This is a genomic window from Xanthomonas sp. JL1, assembly GCF_038405005.1.
This window is the reverse complement of the sequence record NZ_JBBYGR010000061.1, coordinates 1-21,969: the sequence shown is the minus strand read 5'-3', so window position 1 is coordinate 21,969 and position 21,969 is coordinate 1. Positions and strand designations below refer to the sequence as shown.

Here is a 21,969-nt window from a genome sequence, read left to right as displayed (position 1 = left end):
CCGCCTCGGTAAATCTCACAGTCCGCCCGGCGCATCGCCACTTCAAACGGCCGCGCGTGTTTCGACACGGCCCCCGCGGCCTACCGAGTGCGTCGCGATCAACGCGCCACCACGCCACAGACATGTCCGTGCCGACCGTCGCGTCATGCGACGTCAATGCAGCGGTGGCCGAACGCCCCGTGTCGGCTTCGCCGATAGAGGCGATTGCCGTTGCGATTGCAGATTCATCGCTGCCGCAACACACACGTAAGGCACCCGCACGCCACGGCACCAACCGTGACGTGCGGATGCGCTGCAATCACTGCGAGCGGCTAACAAAACGACTGCGCTCACCGCCAGGCGGGCGCGGGTGCTCGGAACCGGCATGTACCACGCGTCCAATGCGGTTCTGGGCGCGCCGTCCGCGCCCACCTGACAGCTGCTCGCGACGTGTTGTTAGCCGCTCTTAAAATGTAAACACATATTCCGCGGCTACTTCGCGGCCGATCGGGTCGAACAGCGTCGTGTTGTAGAGGCCATAACCGTAGAAGCGCTCATTGTGGTCGTAGCCCAGTTCGTTGAAGACGTTGTTGACGTAGAAATTGAGCTTGGCGTGGTCAGTGATCTTCTAACCGGCGCTCAGGTTACAGTAGATCGCTGGGCCCGCGCGGCCGAAGTAGCGCTTGCTGGTTTCGCCCAGGTGCACGTTGGCGGTATCGGTCACCAGGCACGCATCGGAGGCGCTGGGTTGATAGCCGTCATCGAAGCGTTCGCAGGTGCCCCAGTTGACGGCGCGCATCGAGCCGATCCGGCGGAAGTACACGGTCCAATCCCAGGCGCCGCCGTTGTCCCAATGCACGCTGCCACGCACGCGGCTGCGCACGCGTTCGTCGCGACGGTTTTCGTCGCTGTCGATGCGATAGATCTGCTCGCGATAGGCGATCAGGTTGTTGTAGTCCAGCGACAACTGGAAGTTGCCCCAGCCTGCGGTGGCCAGGCGATACTTCGGCGCGGCATCGATGCCGGAGGTTTCCATCTGCGCCAGGTTGATCGGGCCGCGCTCGATGCTGGCGATGGTGCAGTCGGCATTGCGCAGCACGCGCGAGGTGATGGTCTCGCAGTAGCCGGCGCCCCCGGGAGTGTTCCAGGTGCCGCCGCTGATGGTGGTGCCGGTACGGCAGCCGGCTTCGGCCGATAGGATCTCGTCGCAGTCCAGATCCTTGATCATTTCATCCAGTTGGATGCGGTAGTAATCCAGGCTCAACGACAAGCCTTGTGCGATGTCCCACACCACGCCACCGGCGAACGAGCGACCGGTCTCCGAGCGTAGATCCGGGGTACCGCGGCGATTGACATCCACGGTGTAGAAGATGCTGTTGTTCTCGTCGTTACAGCCGCCGATCAAATACGCGCCCGAGGAAATGCAGCGGGACTGATCGATCACCGTCTGGTTGGTGGAGCTGGGTTCGCCCAGCACATAATGCATGTCCGGCGCGCGGAAACTGGTGACCACGGTGCTGCGCACCAGCAGGCTTTCCACCGGCCGCCATTCCAGACCTGCGCTCCAGGTGGTGTCGCTTTGCGTGCCCACATCGGTGGGGATGGCGGCCGAAGAACGGTAATTGCCGTAGCGGTCGTAACGGCCGGCCACATTCGCACTCAACGTGGAGAGCAACGGAATCCGGAATTCCAGACCGGCCGAACTGCGCATGCGTTCGCCACCACCGCTGTCCACCACATCCACCGGGTAAGACTCGTTGGCGCACGGGTCGGGCGAGAGTTGATAGCCCTGCTTTGGGACTTCGGCCACAGTGGCAAAGCGGATCGGACCGGACCAGCCCTGCACCACATCGCCGCTTACGCTGAAGCTGGCTTGATTGACCCACGAATACGCCGAGTTGTGCGATTTGGCGACCAGCGCGTCGTATTGGTCTGGCGAAAGTGGCGTGTACACGCGCGCTTGGTTGATCGCATGGATCGGCGTGCCATCGGCGGCGGTGCCGAGGGAGCTGCCGAGGAAGTAGTCGGTGGCACGCGCGGTGTCCACGGTGCGAATGTATGCGTCGACGGTGTAACGCGAGCGGCCCACGCTCAATTCCCAATCAAAACGGTCGGCCCACACGCCGCGCAAGCCGGCGCTCAGATCCCAGGATTGTTCCTTGTTGTCGTTGGCCAGCCGGTCCCAGCCGCCGGCTTCGCGCCGGGTGAGCTGGCGGATCAGGTCCAACGAACGACCGGTGTCCGCGTCCTGGAACGGGCCCAGATAGGCGTAAGGCGGGTCGTAGGTCCAGCGGCCGATGCTGCGATTGGCCGATAGCGTGACACAGGCTTCGGTGTGTTCGCCGAACTTTCAGGTGCCATAGAGAGACGCCGTATAGTCCTCACTGCCGGTGACCAGACCCCAGTCGCCATCATCGTGTGCCACGCCGCAGTAACTGCCGGCGTTGGTGAGCGCGCCGGTGTTCTGGTTGTAGCTCAGACGTTGCCCGTCGATGAACTCGCTGCCCAAGCGCGCGCAGGTGCCGGCCGGCGGCGCCAGGCGCGCGTTGGTATTGGCATCGATCAGGCTCATACCGGTGAACGGATTGAAGCCGTACAAGCGGTTCTGCCCGGTCCAATTGGAATAAGACATGTCGTGCGCATCGTCCATCCTAGGGCGATCGCGTCCGCTCAATGAGTCGCGCTTGGTGGCCTGCAGCGCGTAGGTCAGGCTCCAGTTCTCGCCGGTGCGCCCGCCGGCCCACGACACGTCGAAACTATCGCGTCCACCTTCGGTCGCGGTGCCACCGCGCAACCGCACGTGGTCGCCCTGGTAGTCGCACTTGAGGATCACGTTGATCACGCCGGCCACTGCATCGGAGCCGTAGATCGCCGACGAACCGCCGGTGAGCATGTCCATGCGCTCCACGGCTGCGGAGGGAATATTGCTGTAGTTGGAGAAATTGCTTTCGCCGCCGTAGGGCAGCGGGTAATGGGCTACGCGATGGCCGTTGACCAGCTGCAGGGTACGGCCCGGCCCCAAATCGCGCAGATTGATCGGCCAGGCATTGGGCGTATGCGAGCCCCACTGCGTATCGGCTTCCACCGAGCCCTGCTGATTCATGCTGTTGAGCACGCCGTAGACGGTGGCGAAGCCTTCCTGCTGGATCTGCTGCGCGCTGATGGTGACCACCGGCTGCGCGCCTTCAACCTGCGCGCGTTTGATGCGCGAGCCGGTGACAACCACTTCGCCGAGGTCTGTGGTTTGTTGCGCCATCGCCGGTGAAATGCCATAGAGCGCAGTCACAGTGCAGAACGCGAGAAGAGCCCGTTGGTAACGGTGCATGCTGGAGTCCCCGATTTAGGTCTAGAAAAGAGACGTCGTCGATCACGGCATACCCAGTGCGGGTATGGCCCCCCTGCCTCACGTGCCCAACAAAACTGCTATGCAGCGACAGCGCTGTGAACGCGACATCGGGCAGATAGATCGACTTCGGGTGATTTATTGAGCAGATATTCAAGCGAGCGGCTGTTCGATTCTGCTTTCAGTGCAACATTTCGCACTTGCCGCATGCTGTGGCTGCGCCTGTTCCGATCATCGGGCGTGGGACCGTCGTCGTCCCCCCCCCCACTTTCCCCGAAGGTACTACGCCATGAGGATCCAACCGCGGCAAATCGAAGAATCGTCATCCCCCAGCGCGACATCACACGAGCAAACGCACCTCGACACCGGCGTGGCGGGACAGACATCTGCATCACCGCCACAGACACCGGTCGCGGCGCCCTTGGCGGCCCTGTCTCCCCGTCGACGCGCAAGCACCTCCGCTCCCGCCACTGCAAGTCACGCGACGGTGGCAGAGGCATCCTCCAACGAAACGGCGCCTGCAGCCACGCCGGCACCATCGACCGAAACAGGACTGCTCGCGCGCGCGCGCTCAGCACTGGCAACCGGCACGCAGCACGCGATTACGGGCCTGTCGCAGGCGGCCCACGGCCTATGGTCGATCTCCGATTTACGCACCATGCTGGAGTCCCAGGCGCACGATCCTGCATTCCTGCAGATGGTGCGTCAGCTCGATCAAGAGCAGGCCGCGCCCCATAGCCTGGCGCGTTTGAGCGCAGCCATCACGCAGCTCCGCGGGGCCATTTCAAACCCTGAAAACGGACTGGAAGAGCGCTTCCGTAACGCATTCCTGAGCGATATCAAAGCGGTCGAAGACGCACTGCATCCGCTGGAGCACGGAACGCCGGCAACCGGTCGTGCGCTGAAGGCACTGCTCAACCTGGCAAATGCCTGGCCACTGCTCGTGCCAAGCCCGTTCATGGCGAATCAGGCCAAGACCTTTTCGTATTCGCTTGCACTCGCCGCCAGGGGTGTGTTGATGCTGTCGGCATCCGCACTACGCTCTACCGCCGATGGCCTTCCCATCCCGCTCATTGGGGGTGGGCAGTTCGGACGCGACGCCAACGAGCTGCATCTGTATGCCTACCTGCTTAATGGTTTGTTCCTGCCATTGGAAATCACCAAGAAGGCCGGCAACGAGGCTGTGCGACATCAAGCCGAGGCAGTGGAAAACAACATGGGGTTTGGCGCAGCCGCCGCAACGGCCTGCGCGGCGATCATGGTCACCCCCTTTCTCTGGAGCAGCATCAGCGCCTTGGGCAATCGCGCGCGCGACCAGGCGTCGCGGTTGCACGCGAGTGCTGCGCACCAATTGGGCTTCACCAACTACGCGCAGCGAACGCGCGCCGGCATGACCCCCGGCCAGATCAGCGCGGAACTACGCACGCAGCTCGACCAGATCGCAGCCGTGCTGCTCGACGGCCGGGATGCATTTCAACAGGTGCGCCGAGACTTCACCGGGCCGGGCCAGGGGCATGAACTCACCCGCACGCTCAACGCCCAGTGCACCCAACTGCTGGAAACGGTCGATCGCTGCTGCCAGCGTCTGAGCACTGTGCTACAGCACGGCCCGGGCCCGGGCCCGGGCCGGTCTGAGTCGATTCCACGGCAGCTATCTAACAACGACATTGCCTCAAAATTGTCGTTGGCCTTGCTGGGTACCGCGGTGAGCGGTTCGGCGATTTACCTGATTCAGCCGGACCGGATAGGGACGGTGGATACGCTGGCCGATACCGCGGTCGTGACGACGGTGATGTTGCAGTCGGCTTTCAACAAGAATGCGAACCGGCAGGACACGATGGAGCGCTTCAAGGCCATGTGCGGCGGCAGCATGGTGATTGCCATGGCACTGACTGCCGAGAAACTGGCCAAGACCTTCGCCGACCGGAGCCTGATCGAAGCGTCGTCCGCCTCGCCTTACTATGCGGGTGCGATCATGTCACTGATGGCGATGACGATGCCGGGTCCGGTCGCCAACGCCACCGAGTCGGCGATGAACTGGGGTGGACGGCAGATCAGCCGGCTGTTCACCGGGCCCGACGGCAGGCAGCTGGCAACCACCGTTGCTTCCACGCCCGAGGAGCTGCAGGAGACGACGCATCGTACGTTGCAGTATCTGCTGCAGCTGTCGCCGCAGCACTTGCAGGCTTACGAGGAGCACCTCGCTCCAGACGCCGCGCTGCAGGCGATCCAGGACGCCAGCGCCGCGGCGCGGCCGAACACCAGCGGCGTCACCATCACCGAGATCGAGGAGGATGGCAGCGTCGCCGTGCCCATCGCAGCAACATCGCAAAACAGTCCGCCACACCTGTCAACCAGCGATGACGCAACAGCCGACCGTCCTTCGACGCTGCATTGATGCTGCAAGACAGGGGCGCGCAACTGCGCGCCGATGATCCAGGCCCCGCCTCGCGGCGGGGTTTGCTTGGATCCAGAGCCGCGACGAGGAGATCGCACGCCATGGATGTCCTGACGCGTGCGCTGTCGTTCCAGACTGCAGTGTTCACCTCGGCTGGCTGGCAAGCAGAAGCGTGTGCCGCTCGTCGCGCATGCTTCTGCAACCGGCACGACGCTGCGCAGCCCCACCGCATAAAAAGAGCCCCGCATCGCTGCGGGGCTCTTTTGACTGCGGTGTTGCGGTCGGCTTGCGCCGTCTGGATCAGAAATCCATGCCGCCCATGCCGCCCATGCCACCGCCGGCCGGCATTGCCGGCTCGTCCTTCTTCGGTGCATCGGCCACCATGGCTTCGGTGGTGATCATCAGGCCGGCGATCGAGGCGGCGTTCTGCAGCGCCGAACGGGTGACCTTGGTCGGGTCCAGGATGCCGAATTCGACCATGTCGCCGAACTCGCCGTTGGCCGCGTTGTAGCCGTAGTTGCCGGTGCCTTCCTTGACCTTGTTCAGGATCACGGACGGCTCTTCGCCGGCATTGGCGACGATTTCGCGCAGCGGGGCTTCCATGGCGCGCAAAGCGATCTGGATGCCGTGGGTCTGGTCTTCGTTGGCACCGGTCAGGTTACCGACGGCCACCAGCGCACGCACCAGGGCCACGCCGCCGCCCGGGACCACGCCTTCTTCGACGGCTGCACGGGTGGCGTGCAGGGCGTCTTCGACGCGTGCCTTCTTTTCCTTCATTTCGATTTCGGTCGAGGCGCCAACCTTGATCACTGCAACGCCGCCGGCCAGCTTGGCCACGCGTTCCTGCAGCTTTTCACGGTCGTAATCGGACGAGGTGTCTTCGATCTGGGTCTTGATCTGGCCGACGCGCGACTCGATCGCGGCCGAATCGCCAGCGCCGTCGATGATCGTGGTGTTTTCTTTGGAAACCTGCACCTTCTTGGCGCGGCCCAGGTCCTTGATGGTCGCCTTTTCCAGCGCCAGGCCCACTTCCTCGGAGATCACGGTGCCGCCGGTCAGCACGGCCATGTCTTCCAGCATCGCCTTGCGACGGTCGCCGAAGCCCGGTGCCTTGACGGCCACGACCTTGACGATGCCACGAATGGTGTTGACCACCAGGGTCGCCAACGCTTCGCCTTCGACTTCTTCCGCCACGATCAGCAGCGGCTTGCCGGCCTTGGCCACGCCTTCCAGCACGGGCAGCAGGTCACGCACGTTGGAGATCTTCTTGTCGTGCAGCAGGATGAACGGGTCGTCCAGGTCGGCCGACTGGCTCTGCTGGTTGTTGATGAAGTACGGGGAGAGGTAGCCGCGATCGAACTGCATGCCCTCGACCACGTCCAGCTCGTTTTCCAGGCCCGAGCCTTCTTCAACGGTGATCACGCCTTCCTTGCCGACCTTCTTCATCGCTTCAGCAATGATGTTGCCGATCGACTCGTCCGAGTTGGCCGAGATGGTGCCGACCTGGGCAATCGCCTTGTCGTCGGTGGTGGGCTTGGAGATGTTCTTCAGCTCGACGACCGCAGCCTTGACGGCTTGGTCGATACCGCGCTTCAGATCCATCGGGTTCATGCCGGCGGCCACAGCCTTGGCGCCTTCGCGGATCAGGGCCTGCGCCAGCACGGTGGCGGTGGTGGTGCCGTCGCCAGCGTTATCGTTGGTCTTGGAAGCGACTTCCTTGACCATCTGCGCGCCCATGTTCTCGAACTTGTCGGCCAGTTCGATTTCCTTGGCGACGGAGACGCCGTCCTTGGTGATGGTCGGGGCGCCGAAGCTCTTTTCGAGCACGACGTTGCGGCCCTTCGGGCCCAGGGTGGCCTTCACGGCATTGGCAAGCACGTTGACGCCACGAACCATGCGGGTACGTGCGTCTTCACCGAAACGAATGTCTTTAGCAGCCATTGGTTGTAACTCCGGGATTTGAGATTGGGGATTGGGGATTGGCTAGCGCGGGTTGCGGAGGAGATGCGGGACGGGCTGCGCTGGGCGCACTGAACCAATCCCGCATCTCGACTTCCGACTCCCACCGTCAACGGCTTCAGCCGATGACGGCCAGGATGTCGTCTTCGCGCAACACCTTGTACTCGACGCCTTCGGACTTGTAGCTGCTGCCGGCGTACTGGCCGTAGATGACCTTGTCGCCCACCTTGACCACCGGCGCGCGCAGGCTGCCGTTGTCCAGCGGCTTGCCGGCGCCGATGGCGACGACTTCACCCTTGGTGGACTTTTCCTTGGCGGAGTCCGGGATCACGATGCCGCCGGCGGAAACTTCGTCGGCTTCGATCGGCTTGACTACAACGCGGTCGTGAAGCGGCTTGATGCTCATAGAGAAGACCCTCTTAAGTGTATGATTGGTCTGGAAATTATCGGCGATGTTAGCACTCGCATATGACGACTGCCAGCACAGCGCGCGGAAAAAACCCGACGAAGCGGGTGCAGGCAAGAGATTGTGCTGCGTGGGCGGCTTTCAAGGGCTGGCAGTAAAAATTTTTTCATCGCGCCAGTCTCTTACAGAGACCATTGCGACTGCACTGCAATGCTCCAGACGACGTGCGGGCGTGCGGCCCGACAGAGGCGGGCGTGATTGCGATGCCGGCGGACAACCCTCCAGACACGCCGCAAAAGTCAGCACCGCCGTCGATCGTTCCACACCCCTCTCACACCACCGCACTCAGCCCACAACGCCCTAGAAATGGAACCAGGTTCTTAGGTATCCCCACGTTTTACAGCACCAATGTCATCTGCTCGCGCACTGTGTCAGGCAGTGTGCGCAAGCGTTCTAGCCAGCGTGAGACCGGTTCCATGGGCCAGCGCCTGACCAGCGCCTCGCGGCCGACGCGCAGCGTCGAGTAGAGCTTGCGTGTGCTGCTGCGTGGCGATAGCCACTGGGCGCTACCGGTGGCTTCGCATCCCAGTCCCGCCAGCCAACTGGCGAAGCTGGCCAGCGTGTTGAGCAACAACAGGATCTGCAACCGCTCGCCGCGACGGGTCAGGCTGTCTTCCATCGCCTGACCGTAGCGATGCGACTTCAGATCCCGAAATGCCACAACTCGATCTGCATCCGTCGTGCGTGCAAGTTGACCAACTGCGTTGCGCTGGGCGCTTGCAGCTGTGGGGAGGCAACGATCAACCACGGCTCGCGCTCACGCGCTGCTGCTTTCAAACTGGATGATGCACGCGAGACCTTGTCGGGTGAGCGCTGGTTGCGTTGCTGACGTCCCCGCGGGGTCTTGGCATAGAGCACCAGACGGCAATCGAGTGGATCGCTGCGATTGGCCTGCATCGGTGGCAATGCGCGTGCACGGTTGGACGCCAGCCCCAGATCGTGATGGCGGGTATCGCGGCGGTAGGCGCATTTGCATTCTGCGTCGTGCTCAGCCCCCTGCTGCAGCTTTGGCTGGAACGCGCGTCGGGCGCTTGGGCGCTGCTACGGGTTGCGCCTTCGCAGCGGCCGGCTGCGCCGGTTTGGCGCGCCCACCCGTGGGCGTGTCGCGCACCCACACTGCCTGTTCGTCCTGCTTGATCTCGAACAGACCGATCGCGCGGACCAGGTCGCTGAGCTTGCGATAGCCGTATTTGCGTGGATCGAACGAGGCTTGGTTGGCGACCTGTTTACCCACTGCACTCAGCAGTGCCCAACCATCGTCTTCGCAGGCGCTGACGATCGCGTTGCGTAGCATTTGGACCAGACGCGTATCGCTGCGTAATGCGGTGGCGTCCTTGCGACCGGCAGCCGTTTCGCTGGCCGCTGCAGCCTGTTGCCCGAGCGCCTCGACATAGGTGAACTTGGAGCACGCATTGACGAATGGCGCCGGTGTCTTCTTCTCGCCGAAGCCATAGACCTTCATGCCGTCGGTCAGCAGCCGCATCACCAGCGGCGTGAAATCGGCATCGCTGGAGACGATGGCGAATCCATCCAGATTGCGCGCGTACAACAGGTCCATCGCATCGATCACCATCGCCATGTCCGAGGCGTTTTTGCCGGAACTATAGGCAAATTGCTGGATCGGCCGGATTGCGTCATCGTGCAATGCCGCCTCCCAGCCCTTCAGTTGCGGGCTCTTCCAGTTGCCGTAAGCGCGGCGCACGTTGGCCACGCCGTAGCGCGCCACTTCCGCCAGCACCACATCGATCTTGCCGGCAGGCGCGTTGTCTGCATCGATCAGCAGCGCGATGCGTTTGTCGGGATTGTCGATCATGCTCTTTGCTCCAGGGATTCGGCAGATTCGGTCTTGAAGTCGGTGTCGGTGTCGGTGTCGGTGTCCATCTCACGCTCCTCCACGTTGGTCTCGGCCGGCAATGTGCACTCGGTACCATCGCGCAGCGTGAGCACGCCCGAACGCAGGATCTCGCGTTCGGCACCGTCGCTGACCCAGGTGGCATGCACGCGCCCGGTGCCGCGATCGCCTTCCACATCGAACACGAACGCGTCGCCACCCGGTGCCAGACCGGTGCGATACAGATCCACCCGCATCTCGGGGATTTGCCCGATATGTTCCCGCACCACCGCATCGTCCTGCAGCGCGCTGCGCGCCTGATCGGCAAAAAGCGATCACCTCATCGACATCAGCCAGATGCGTGCACCGCGCACCAGCAACCCGAACAGCACCACACAGGTCACCACGCCGATCAGCCCGATCGCGACGCCACTGGGCAGCTTTTGGGCGGCAGGCGCTGATGGAACCAGCGGCGGCCCAGCGGGCGGTACAGCCGACAATGGCGGCAACGGGGCGGTACAGCCGACAATGGCGGCAACGGGGCGGTAGCGACGACATGCGGCGACCGGACGCGGGAGATGCGACATGCTGCCGCAGCAGGGACGCGCTAACGCGGCCTGTTCATTGCGGATGCGGCATGCTGTCGAGCCCGCGTCGCACTCCATCGGACCTTACGATGACCGCTCCCCCCTCCCAAGCCCCGCTGCATCTTGTTGTGGTTGGTGGCGGTTTCGCCGGCTTATGGGCGACCCGCGCGCTCGATGACCCCAACATCCGCATCACCCTGATCGACCGGCAGAACCATCATCTGTTCCAGCCGCTGCTATACCAAGTCGCCACCGCCGGCCTGTCGGCGCCGGACATCGCCGCACCGCTGCGGCACATCCTGCGCGAGCAACGCAATGTCGAAGTGCTGCTCGGCGATGTCACCGATATCGCACCAAGCCGCCGTGAGGTGGTCCTGGCCGATGGCAACACGCTCGGCTACGACATGCTGCTGCTGGCCACCGGCGCCACGCATGCCTATTTCGGCAACGACCAGTGGGCCGAACACGCACCTGGCCTGAAAACGCTCTATGACGCGCTGGTGCTGCGGCGCAAGCTGCTGCTCGCATTCGAACGCGCAGAAGCCGAATCCGACCCCGCCGCACGCGCCGCCTGGCTGAGCTTTGCGGTGGTTGGCGGCGGACCGACCGGCGTGGAATTGGCCGGCACGCTGTCCGAAATCGCCCGCCATACGCTCAAGAACGAGTTCCGCCACATCGACCCACAGCAGGCGCGGGTGCGCCTGGTTGAAGCCGGCCCGCGCGTGCTGCCGTCGTTTCCGGAGGATCTCACCGACAAGGCGCGCAAGCAGTTGCAACACCTGGGCGTGGAAGTGCACACCAGCGCGCCGGTCACGCATATCGATGCGCTGGGCTACCAGCTCGGCGATACCTTCGTGCCGGCGCGCACCGTGGTGTGGGCCGCCGGCGTGGCCGCCTCGCCGCTGGCGCGCACACTGGGCGTGCCGCTGGATCGCGCCGGCCGCGTGCTGGTCGAGGCCGACCTCAGCGTGCCGGGCCACCCGGAAATTTTCGTCGGCGGCGATCTGGCGTCAGTGCAGCAGGACGGCCGCCCGGTGCCGGGCGTGGCACCGGCCGCCAAACAGATGGGCAAGCACATCGCCAAGGCGATCCGGGCGCGGCATCGCGGCCAGACCGCGCCGGCGTTCCGCTACCAGGACTACGGCAACCTGGCCACGATCGGCCGCATGGCCGCCATCGTGCATGTGGGCAAGCTCAAGCTGTCCGGCATCGTCGCCTGGTGGTTCTGGCTAGCTGCGCACGTGTACTTTTTGATCGGCTTCCGCAATCGGTTCGTCGTACTGGTGAACTGGGCGATGGCGTACTGGAGCTACCAGCGCGCCGCGCGCATCATCTTCGGCGGCGCCACCGACGACACTCCACCCAGCAGCAAGGACGGATGACAGCAGCGCAGGCCGTGCGCGATGCTGTGCGGCCTGAGTCGATGGCCTGATGGTTGCAACTGTCCTGTTTCTGCTGGATCTGCTCGGCACCTTCGTGTTCGCCCTCAGCGGGGCGACCGTGGCGGTGCGCAACCGTCTGGACCTGTTCGGCGTGTTGGTGCTGTCCTGCGCGGCCGCGGTGTCCGGCGGCATCGTGCGCGATGTGCTGATCGGTGCCACACCGCCGGCCGCGCTGGTGCAGCCGCAGTATCTGCTGGTCGCCTGCCTGGCCGGCGTTGCCGGGTTCTAGTGGCACGCAGCGGTGGAGCGGCTGCAACCCGGTGCAGATCTTCGACGCGGCCGGGCTGGCGCTATTTGCGGTCTACGGCACCAGCAAGGCGCTGGACTACCACCTCAGCCCACTGAGCGCGACGCTGCTGGGCATGCTCAGCGGCATCGGCGACGGTATCGCGCGCGATCTGCTGGTGGCACGCACGCCAGTGGTGTTGCAGGCCGAACTGTATGCCGTCGCCGCGCTCGCCGGTGGCGGGCTGGTTGCGATCGGGCACATCTTGGAGGTGCCGCAGGCCTGGTCGCTGGCAACCGGTGCCGAGGTGTGTTTCGGCCTACGCTTTATGGCCATCCACTATGGGTGGCATCTGCCGGTGGCGCGCGCGCCGGAGTCGCAATCGCGTAACACCACATCTGCAAACGGCCCGGAAAACCGGGCCGTTTGTACAACAGCGATCGCACGATCGAAAGGATCAGGCGACGAACAGCGCCTTCATCTTCTTCAGCGCATTCGCCTCGATCTGGCGGATACGCTCGGCCGACACGCCGTACTCATCGGCCAGCTCCTGCAGCGTCACCTTGGAATCCGAATCCAGCCAGCGACGCTTGACGATGTCGCGCGAACGCGTATCCAGACCGGCCATGCCTTCGCGCAGCAACTGCAACTGGTTGTCTTCGCTGTCGTGGCGCTCGTACGCCTGCGACGGGTCTTCTTCGTTGGCGACCAGGTAGCTCACCGGCGACGGCGGGCCGTGATCGTCGTCTTCGTCGGACGAGGCGTCGAAACCGATGTCGCGACCCGACAGACGCGACTCCATCTCCATCACTTCACGCTCTGAGACGTTCAAGTCCTTGGCGACCGCAGTCACTTCCGACGCATTGAGCCAGCCCAGACGGGTCTTGGACTTGCGCAGGTTGAAGAACAGCTTGCGCTGCGCCTTGGTCGTGGCGACCTTGACGATGCGCCAGTTCTTCAGGATGAACTCGTGCATTTCGGCACGGATCCAGTGCACCGCGAAGCTGACCAAACGCACGCCCATGTCCGGGTCGAAGCGCTTGACCGCCTTCATCAGGCCGATATTGCCTTCCTGGATCAGGTCGCCCAGCGGCAGGCCGTAGCCGTTATAGCCGCGGGCCACATGCACCACGAAGCGCAGGTGGGAATGGACCAGTTCGCGCGCGGCGTCCAAATCCAGCTCGTCGCGGAAGCGGCGGGCCAGATTCTGCTCCTCATCGACCGACAGCACCGGAATCTGGTGCACGGCACCGATGTAGGCGTCCAGCGAACCGAGCGCACTGGGAATCGGGAGATTGTTTGCCACAAGGGCAGTCGAAGTAGTCTGGTTCATAGGCACCATCTTAGCAGTCGAACTATTGGACTGCCGGGTACAGAAAGAGTTCCCAGCATTCCATTTATAGAACGTTCGGGCTTTTTGCGTCACCGTTGTTCTACAGCTCAGCACCCCGATCTCGACGGATACGCTACCACTCAGCTCCTATGCAAACCGTGACAAATCGGTTGCGAAACGGGCTGCCGGCCTCACCGTTCAGGCGCCAGCGGAGGTGGTGTCCAACTCATTGCGCGGCGGCAGCGACCAGTCGATCGGGCTGATCCCGCGCCGTTGCAAATGCGCGTTGGTCTTGGAGAAATGCTGGCAGCCCAGGAAGCCGCGATGCGCCGACAACGGCGACGGATGCGGCGCCTTGAACACGCGATGGCGCGCCTGGTCGATGACCCTGCCCTTGGACTGCGCGTAGCTGCCCCAGAGCAGGAACACCAAGCCCTCGCGCTCGCGGTTGAGGGTTTCCACCACATGATCGGTGAAGCCTTCCCAGCCCTTGTTCTGATGAGCGCCTGCCCGGCCCTGCTCCACCGTCAGCACGGCATTGAGCAACAGCACGCCCTGGCGCGCCCAGGGCATCAGGTAGCCGTGATCCGGCCGCGCGATGCCCAGATCGTCCTGTATCTCTTTGTAGATGTTGAGCAGCGACGGCGGCACCGGCACGCCCGGCAGCACCGAAAAACACAGCCCGTGCGCCTGGCCTTCGCCGTGATACGGGTCCTGACCCAGGATCACGACCTTGACCTGATCGAACGGGGTGGCGTCGAAGGCAGCGAAGATCTGCGGGCCAGGCGGAAACACGCGCGCGCCGACCGCCTTGCGTTGGCGCAGGAAGGCAGACAGCTCCTGCATCTGAGAGCACAGCAACCAGTCGCCAACCTTTGCCTTCCACGACGGTTCCAGCTGGATACGCGCTTCCACTTCGGTCATAGCGTGACCGCCTGATCCTCCAGACGTGCCAGGCGCAGCTGGAACAGCACCTTGGTCACCAGCAGGCGCTCTTCGATCGGTTTTTGCACCAGATCGTTGGCACCGGCGCGCAGCAATTCGGACTGATTGCGCGGGTTGGTATCGCCGGTCATCACCAGCACCGGCAGGCGGCGCTTGCCGTAGGCGAAATCGATGCGGATGCGCTCGACCACGTCGCGGCCGTTGAGCTCGCCTTTCAGGGTCACATCGGTCAGCACCATGTCGATGCGGCGCTCGGTGCGACCCAGCGATTCGGCGGTGAGCAGTGCAAACGCATCTTCGGCGGTGAGCACGTGCACTACCTTCAGGCTCTGGCGCTCGAGCATGCGCTTGGTCGCCTCGGCCACCACACGGCTGTCTTCGATGTAGAGCACGATCGCCCCCACCACCGGTTCGGGCTGCACGTAGCCGCGGATGAAGGTGGCCAGGGCTTCATGGCCCAGCGCCTTGTCGAAATAATCGGTGACGTACTCGGTGAAGCGGCGCTCCACCAGATGCTGCTGCGCATCGCCGGAGACCACGATTACCGGCACATAGGCCTGCCCGGCGGTTTCGCGCACGCTGCGCGCCAGGGTCAGGCCATCGCCATCGGGCAGCAACAGCGAGGTGGTCACCAGATCCACTGCGCCCGCTTCCAGTACCTCACGCGCTTCAGCGATGCTGGAACAGCCGATCACCTGCACGTTGGGCAGGTCGCGCTTGAGCACGTCGGCGATCAGCTTGCGCACCAGCTTGGAGCCATCGACCACCATCACGCGCGGCGCGGCACTGATCAGGTGTTTGAGATCTGGTGGATGCATGGCAGGTCTCAGGTCTCGGTGGGGCGGGTCTGGCGAAGGAAATGGCCGGTCACCAGCCAGGCGCCCAACCATCCCAGCACGAGTGTGCCGACTAGCACCATCGCAGCATGCAACAGATCCAGCCCGCGCAGGGTAAAAGAACTGCCGTAGCTGTCGGCCAATGTCGCCAGCGGCGCACGCAACGCCAGGCCCGAGGCGACAATCAAAGCGAGCGCAACGGCGCCAGCACCAAGCCCGTACCACGCGCCCAGATACAAAAACGGGCGACGGATGAAGCCATCGCTGGCACCGAGCAACTGCAGCACGCCGATTTCTTCACGCCGCGACTGAATGTCCAGCCGCACGGTGTTGCCCACTACCAACACCGCACCGATGCCGAGCAAGGCCGACAGCACCTGCACCAGGCGCTCGCCGAAGTGCAGCCAGCCATCCAGACGCTTGCGCCACAGCGCATCGTGCTGCACCTGATCGGTCTGCGGTAGCACCTGCAGCGCGCTGGCCAGTTGCGCGTCGTCGGCCGCATCGGCGGGGGTGACAATCAGCAAGGTGGGCAACGGGTTCTCGCCTAGCGCATCGGCGGCTTCATCGAGCTTGGCGCTCTCGCGCAGCTCGGCCAGACCCTGCTCGGGCGTGCGCAAGGTGACCTTGGCGACATCCGGGCGCGCACGCAGCTCGCCGGCCAGCGCCTGCGCCGCGTCGGCGGCCACGTCGACCTTCAGAAACAGATTGATTTCGCGCGACTGCTGCACGCTGCCGGCCAACAGCTTGACGTTGCCCAGCGCAATCGACAGCCCCAACGGCAGCGCCAGCGCCAGCGCCATCACCACGATGGTCAGCAAGGTGGCCCACGGCTTGCGCATCGCACGGCCCAGGCTGAAGGCGATGCTGTGCAGATGGTGATCGATCCAGACGCCGAATCGCGACGGCGCGACGGTTTCGGTATTGGCGGGCTTGCTCATTCGGCCAGGTCCTGCGGCGAGATGTCGTCGACCAGGCGGCCGTGATCCAGAATCAGCACGCGCTTGCGCATCTGCTTGAGTAGGGCCAGGTCATGGCTGACCACCAGCACGCTGGTGCCACGCGCAGGAAGTTCGGCGAACAGCTGCATGATTTCTGCGGCCAGTGCCGGGTCCAGATTACCGGTTGGCTCATCGGCCACCAGCAGGCGCGGTTCACCAACGATGGCGCGTGCGATGCCCACGCGTTGCTGCTCGCCCGCCGACAACTGCGACGGCAAGGCCTTTTCGCGATGGGCGAGCCCGATGCGCTCCAGCGCGGAGCGCACGCGCTTGCCGATCTCGGCGCGCCGGGTGCCGCGCAGGATCAGCGGCAACGCCACGTTCTCGGCGATGCTGCGGTCGTTGAGCAGGCGGTGGTCTTGATAGACCGCACCCACCTGACGCCGATGCAGCGGAATTTGCCGGCCACGCACCGTGAGCAGGTTGCGTTCGCCCAGCAGCACCGCGCCCTGACTCGGGCGTTCGCTGAGGTGAATCAGTTTGAGCAAGGTACTTTTGCCGGCGCCGGAGTGGCCGGTCACGAACAGCATCTCGCCGTCGGCCACTTCGAAGCTGACATCGGTCAGCGCCTGGTGGCCACCGGCGTAGTGCTTGCTGACGTTGTCGAAACGCAGAACGGTCATTCGGCGATTATGCCGGAGCGTCAGTGCTTGCGTCGCACCGCCGATGCGCGGCGATGCGATCAATACCGCAAACGGTCAGTTGCCCGAGACCAGGGAACGCAGCCGGCGGCCGATCCGGCCGAGCAGCGACGGGCTGCCCGACGACTTGTTTGCCGCGCGCACCGGCGTGGCAACCACCTGGGTGGGCTTGCGCGGTGCGGCAGGCGCGGCAATCGGGGTGGATGCCACTGCCGGCTCGGCACCTTCGACCGGACGACCGTTGCGACGACGCCGACGCTTGCGCGGTGCGCGTTCGGCATCGGCCATGCCAACGGAAGGCGCCTGCGCCGCTGCGGCAGCAACCACCGGTTTTTCGGTCTGCGCCGCAGCCGCAGGCGCTTCGCCTTCCACCCGCGGCTTGCGGCGCGGACGCGGCTTGCCATCGGCACCGGCGCTGGCGCCATCGCGGCGGCCGCCACCACTGCCGCTGCGCGACCCGCCGCCAGGACCACTGCGGCCGCCACCACGACGCTGTTCTTCGGCAGCACGCTGTTCACGCGCTTCGCGGAAGATCGTGCCGACGCTGTCGCCCGCCTCGTCATCGGCCTCTTCGCCCTCCACCGGCACGCGCGCTGCACGCGGCAACGGCGTCAGCAGCTCGGAGGTCACCGGCTCGACCGGGATCTTCTGCTCGATGTAGGCCTCGATGTCCGGCAGGCTCATCGCGTAGCGCTCGCAGGCGAAACTGATCGCATCGCCTTCCTCACCCAGACGCGCGGTGCGGCCGATGCGGTGCACGTAGTCTTCGGCGTCGAACGGCAGATCGTAGTTGTAGACGTACTTGACGCCGTCGATGTGCAAACCGCGCGCGGCCACGTCCGTGGCCACCAGGATTTCGAGCTGGCCCTTCTGGAAGCGGTTGAGCAGCGACTCGCGCTTCTTCTGCGGCACGTCGCCCGACAGCACGCCGACGCGGTAGCCATGCCGCTCCAGGGTGCGCGCCACGCGCTCGACGAATGCCTTGGTGTTGACGAAGACCATCGTGCGCGCGCCTTCGCTACGCGACAACAAACCCAACAGTAGCGTCTGCTTCTCATCGTCGGACGGGAAATAGATGCGCTGGCGCACCCGCGCGGCGGTGATGGTCTCGGTCTCGACGACGAGCTTTTCCGGCTCGTTCATGTGCTCGTAAGCCAGCTCCAGCACGCGGTGGCTGAGCGTGGCCGAGAACAACAACGTCTGCCGGGTGCCACGCTCGGGCATGCGCCGCAGCAGGAAGCGAATGTCCTTGATGAAGCCCAGGTCGAACATGCGGTCGGCTTCGTCCAGCACGCAGATTTCGCAGGCGTGCAGCGACACCACCTTGTGCTGCTTGACGTAGTCGATCAGGCGGCCCGGGGTGGCGATGATCACGTCCACGCCCTGTTGCAGCAGTTCGCGCTGCTTGTCGTAGTCCACACCGCCATAGACCAGCGCAAAGCGCAGGCCGAGGTCGGCGCCGAACTTGACCGCGTCCTTGTGGATCTGGATCGCCAGTTCGCGGGTCGGCGCCAGAATCAGCGCGCGCGGGTCTTCGGGCTTGCGGTCGGCCAGGGCCGGGCGATTCAGCAGGCGGTTCATCACCGCCACCAGGAACGCCAGGGTCTTGCCGGTGCCGGTCTGGGCCTGGCCGGCGACATCGCCGCCCGGCAGCGCGACCGGCAAGGTCAGCGCCTGGATCGGGGTACAGCGGGTAAACCCTGCGCTCTCCAGCCCGGCGACCAACGCCGGATGCAGGTCGAACGAGGAAAAGGTCACATCGGTTAGCGGTTTGTCGCTCATTATTCCGTCTTCGTGAGGCGCCCAGGGCAGCCCGGGCGCGGCTTGCATCGATGCCGACAGCGTCGCAAACTGCGGCTCTTGTGGCGGACAGCGCGGCTTTAGGACTGACACTTGATTCAGTCGCGCAATGCCCCAGTTTAACGCAATGTAGCGGCCTGCCCGTTCGGGTGGGCCGTTTTGGTTTCCAGGAGACCCAACGTGAGCGATAAGGTTCAACATGTCGGCGATGCCGACTTCGATACAGCGGTACTGCAATCCGGCGAACCGGTTCTGGTGGATTTTTGGGCCGAGTGGTGTGGCCCGTGCAAGATGATCGCACCGGTGCTGGACGATCTGGCCGACACCTACCAGGGCCGCCTGAAGGTCGCCAAGGTCAATGTGGACCAGAACCGCGCGCTGGCCATCAAGTACCACGTGCGCTCGATCCCGATGTTGTTGCTGTTCAAGAACGGGGAAGTGCAGGCGACCCAGATCGGCGCCGTCGGCAAGGGCCAGCTGACCCAGATGATCGACAAGACGTTGGGCGACGCCGCCGCCTGAGCAGACGGGCGTCCAGCGATGGGCGCCCGATGATGCGCCGTCAGTTAAATCCTGCGCCCAAAGACGCTTGCGCGGCCACGCGCCGCGGTGATAGTGTCAGTGGATCCGGCACACGTTCGTGCGCCGCCGTACCCCTCTAGAAAATCTTCTAGGCTCCCATCTACCAATAGTTCGCCCCCTAGCTGGGCGCTCGCACCTTAGCGAGGAATCACGCACTTGTCCGATCATCCTTCCTCCGATACCGGGAGCAGCGTCGACGCTCCCGTCGAGAAGCGCGTGCGCAAGCCGCGCGTGAGCAAGACCGCCGTCACCGATGAAGACGGTGGCGCACAGCAGCCCAATCTGCCCTTGCCCGCCAGCCCCGCACCCGAAGCACCCCGTGCCCCGCAGGCACCGTCGCGCGCTGCCGACCCGGCACCGACGCAGACGTCCCGCGATGGCGCACACGCCGGTCCGGCGCCCAGCGCCAACCACGGTGGCGACACCCACGGCGAGTCCCGCGAGGGCGGCCAGTCGCAGCAGCAGCGCTTCAACCAGGCGCAGCAACAGCAGAACCAGAATCAGGCTCAAAGCCAGGGGCAAGGCCAGCAGCAGGCTCAAGCCCAGGCACAAGGCCAGAACCAGAACGCCGGCCAGAACCAGCAAGGTCAGGGCGGACAGGGTCAAGGTCAGAATCAGCAAGGCCAGAACCAGCAGGGCAATCGACGCGACCGGTTCCGCAACCGCCGCGACCGCGGCCCGCGTGATCGTTTCGGTAACGAAGGCGGCGGCATGCCTTCGTCCGATGGCAGCAACGAGCCATTCATCGCGCGTCCGCATCCGGCCGTGCCGGAAGGCTTCCCGGTCTATTCGCTGAGCGATCTCAAGCGGATGCCGGCGCAGAAGCTGCTGGATATCGCCGATCAGCTCAATATCCAGGAAGGCGTGGCGCGTGCGCGCAAGCAGGACGTGATCTTCGCCCTGCTCAAGGTGCTCACCCGTCATGGCGAAGGCGTTGCCGCCGATGGCGTGCTGGAAATCCTGCCGGACGGCTTCGGTTTCCTGCGTGCTGCGGAAGCCAGCTACCTGGCCGGCCCGGACGATACCTATATTTCGCCCAGCCAGATCCGCCGCTTCAATCTGCGCACCGGCGACCATCTGTCCGGCCGCATCCGCTTCCCGAAGGACGGCGAACGCTATTTCGCGCTGTCGATCGTCGACACCATCAACGGTGAGCCGCTGGAAGCGAGCAAGGGCAAGGTGCTGTTCGAGAACCTGACCCCGCTGTTCCCGCGTCGCCGCTTCCGTCTGGAGCGTGGCGATGGCTCCACCGAGGACATCACCGGCCGCATCCTGGATCTGATGGCGCCGCAGGGTAAGGGTCAGCGTGCACTGATCGTCTCTCCGCCCAAGGCCGGTAAGACGATGATGATGCAGCAGGTGGCCACGGCCATCACCACCAATCACCCCGAAGTGCACATGATCGTGCTGCTCATCGACGAGCGCCCGGAAGAAGTGACCGAAATGCAGCGCACCGTGCGCGGCGAAGTCATCTCCTCCACGTTCGACGAGCCGGCTGCGCGCCACGTGCAGGTCGCCGAGATGGTGATCGAGCGGGCCAAGCGCCTGGTCGAGCACAAGAAGGACGTGGTGATCCTGCTGGACTCCATCACCCGTCTGGCGCGCGCCTACAACAACGTGGTGCCCAGCTCCGGCAAGGTGCTCACCGGTGGTGTGGACGCCAATGCCCTGCACCGCCCGAAACGCTTCTTCGGTGCGGCGCGGAACGTGGAAGAAGGCGGCTCGCTGACCGTCATCGCGACGGCGCTGGTGGAAACCGGCAGCAAGATGGACGAGGTGATCTACGAAGAGTTCAAGGGCACCGGCAACAGCGAAGTGCATCTGAACCGTCGCATCACCGAAAAGCGTGTGTACCCGGCAATCGACATCAACCGTTCGGGCACGCGCCGCGAAGACCTGCTGATCGAGCCGGAGCTGCTGCAGAAGATCTGGATCCTGCGCAAGCTGCTGCACCCGATGGACGAAATCGCCGCGATGGAATTCCTGCTGGACAAGATGAAGACCACCAAGTCCAACGACGAGTTCTTCAGTTCGATGAAGCGCTAATTTCGGTCGGCTTTTATCGAAACGAAAAAGCCCCGCGTTGCTGGGTTTTTTATGGATGGACGACAACGACGCAGGTCCCGATGCCTGCGCTACGGCAGTGAAGACTCGGCGGGCGGGCCGGTCGCTGCAGACAGACGCTTTACGCCAACCGCCGATACTCCGCATATGGCGGAGTATCGGGGTAATCGTCCGACGTCCCCCCATCCTGAGTAGCAGTCGGGTTTAGAGTCCGGGGTTGATGATATCGCTATTGGCCAACTGCTGGGCATAGGCCGCCGGCGTCATTCCGCCGATTGTTTTTTTGGGGCGGTGTTCGTTGTATTCGCGGCGCCAGCGTTCGATCTCGGTGCGCGCATGCAGCAGCGTTGGGAACCAGTGTTCGTTGAGGCATTCGTCGCGTAGCCGGCCGTTGAAGGATTCGACGTAGGCATTCTGGTTCGGCTTGCCAGGCTGGATCTGGCGTAGCTGCACACGATTGGCATGCGCCCAGGCGACCATGGCCTTGCCACAGAACTCCTTGCCGTTGTCGGTGCGGATCATCTTCGGCAGGCCAC

Annotated in this window: 14 protein-coding genes, 1 other RNA gene and 4 pseudogenes; 6 read left to right on the top strand and 13 right to left on the bottom strand. The window is 64.2% G+C overall.

Translation table 11 applies throughout. The features are described 5' to 3' along the window. Positions 1–364 precede the first annotated feature (364 nt). Positions 365–441, top strand: a non-coding RNA gene (locus WJW29_RS14475) — sX9 sRNA. A gap of 4 nt (positions 442–445) precedes the next feature. Here WJW29_RS14475 and WJW29_RS14470 read toward each other — a convergent pair. Beyond that, positions 446–3,235: pseudogene (locus WJW29_RS14470) on the bottom strand (TonB-dependent receptor). Between the two features lie 376 nt (positions 3,236–3,611). Here WJW29_RS14470 and xopX point away from each other — a divergent pair. Further along, positions 3,612–5,720, top strand: a complete 2,109-nt coding sequence (gene xopX, locus WJW29_RS14465; RefSeq protein ID WP_011260601.1) for a XopX family type III secretion system effector — start codon at positions 3,612–3,614, stop codon at positions 5,718–5,720. A gap of 300 nt (positions 5,721–6,020) precedes the next feature. On the opposite strand, the gene groL is transcribed toward xopX, so the two are convergent. From groL to WJW29_RS14440, 5 genes and pseudogenes are all read right to left on the bottom strand, one after another. Next, complete coding sequence (groL, locus tag WJW29_RS14460; protein WP_011260602.1) at positions 6,021–7,661, bottom strand: chaperonin GroEL; 1,641 nt, start codon at positions 7,659–7,661, stop codon at positions 6,021–6,023. 136 nt (positions 7,662–7,797) lie between these two features. After that, positions 7,798–8,085, bottom strand: coding sequence for a co-chaperone GroES (locus tag WJW29_RS14455; protein ID WP_003483210.1), 288 nt, complete (start codon positions 8,083–8,085; stop codon positions 7,798–7,800). A 397-nt stretch (positions 8,086–8,482) separates the two neighbouring features. Then, positions 8,483–9,075, bottom strand: a pseudogene (locus tag WJW29_RS14450) (IS4 family transposase); the annotation flags it as partial. A gap of 58 nt (positions 9,076–9,133) precedes the next feature. After that, a complete protein-coding gene (locus tag WJW29_RS14445; RefSeq protein ID WP_011260605.1) occupies positions 9,134–9,958 on the bottom strand; it encodes an NYN domain-containing protein in 825 nt (274 codons plus the stop codon). Then, positions 9,955–10,446, bottom strand: a pseudogene (locus WJW29_RS14440) (hypothetical protein). Before WJW29_RS14440 ends, WJW29_RS14445 begins: the two are co-directional and overlap by 4 nt. A gap of 206 nt (positions 10,447–10,652) precedes the next feature. Between WJW29_RS14440 and WJW29_RS14435 the strand changes: the two are divergent. Both WJW29_RS14435 and WJW29_RS14430 read left to right on the top strand, forming a co-directional pair. Next, a complete protein-coding gene (locus WJW29_RS14435; protein ID WP_041182316.1) occupies positions 10,653–11,945 on the top strand; it encodes an NAD(P)/FAD-dependent oxidoreductase in 1,293 nt (430 codons plus the stop codon). A 49-nt stretch (positions 11,946–11,994) separates the two neighbouring features. Then, positions 11,995–12,607: pseudogene (locus WJW29_RS14430) on the top strand (trimeric intracellular cation channel family protein); the annotation flags it as partial. Positions 12,608–12,688: 81 nt separating this feature from the next. Here the strand turns inward: WJW29_RS14430 and rpoH are convergent. The 6 genes from rpoH to rhlB all read right to left on the bottom strand — a co-directional run bounded on the left by rpoH (position 12,689) and on the right by rhlB (position 18,769). Continuing rightward, positions 12,689–13,564, bottom strand: a complete 876-nt coding sequence (gene rpoH / locus WJW29_RS14425; RefSeq protein WP_010370120.1) for an RNA polymerase sigma factor RpoH — start codon at positions 13,562–13,564, stop codon at positions 12,689–12,691. A 198-nt stretch (positions 13,565–13,762) separates the two neighbouring features. After that, entirely contained in the window at positions 13,763–14,488 is a 726-nt protein-coding gene (gene ung / locus WJW29_RS14420) for a uracil-DNA glycosylase (protein ID WP_011260610.1), read from the bottom strand. Beyond that, positions 14,485–15,327, bottom strand: a complete 843-nt coding sequence (locus tag WJW29_RS14415) for a response regulator (protein ID WP_011409653.1) — start codon at positions 15,325–15,327, stop codon at positions 14,485–14,487. Before WJW29_RS14415 ends, ung begins: the two co-directional genes overlap by 4 nt. A gap of 8 nt (positions 15,328–15,335) precedes the next feature. Beyond that, positions 15,336–16,286 carry a permease-like cell division protein FtsX gene (gene ftsX / locus WJW29_RS14410; RefSeq protein WP_011260612.1) on the bottom strand — a complete coding sequence of 317 codons (951 nt, stop codon included), beginning with the start codon at positions 16,284–16,286 and terminating at the stop codon, positions 15,336–15,338. Further along, on the bottom strand, positions 16,283–16,969 hold the full coding sequence (ftsE, locus tag WJW29_RS14405) for a cell division ATP-binding protein FtsE (protein WP_011409654.1): 687 nt from the start codon (positions 16,967–16,969) through the stop codon (positions 16,283–16,285). Before ftsE ends, ftsX begins: the two co-directional genes overlap by 4 nt. A 75-nt stretch (positions 16,970–17,044) precedes the next feature. Continuing rightward, positions 17,045–18,769 (bottom strand): ATP-dependent RNA helicase RhlB, encoded by a 1,725-nt coding sequence (gene rhlB / locus WJW29_RS14400; protein WP_011260614.1) that lies wholly within the window; start codon positions 18,767–18,769, stop codon positions 17,045–17,047. A gap of 198 nt (positions 18,770–18,967) precedes the next feature. Here rhlB and trxA point away from each other — a divergent pair, with 198 nt between their 5' ends. Beyond that, positions 18,968–19,309 (top strand): thioredoxin TrxA, encoded by a 342-nt coding sequence (trxA, locus tag WJW29_RS14395; RefSeq protein ID WP_011260615.1) that lies wholly within the window; start codon positions 18,968–18,970, stop codon positions 19,307–19,309. A gap of 216 nt (positions 19,310–19,525) precedes the next feature. After that, on the top strand, positions 19,526–21,415 hold the full coding sequence (gene rho / locus WJW29_RS14390; protein ID WP_041182317.1) for a transcription termination factor Rho: 1,890 nt from the start codon (positions 19,526–19,528) through the stop codon (positions 21,413–21,415). Positions 21,416–21,637: 222 nt separating this feature from the next. On the opposite strand, the gene WJW29_RS14385 is transcribed toward rho, so the two are convergent. Beyond that, on the bottom strand, positions 21,638–21,969 hold a 332-nt coding region (locus tag WJW29_RS14385), incomplete at its 5' end, for an integrase core domain-containing protein (protein ID WP_146762021.1).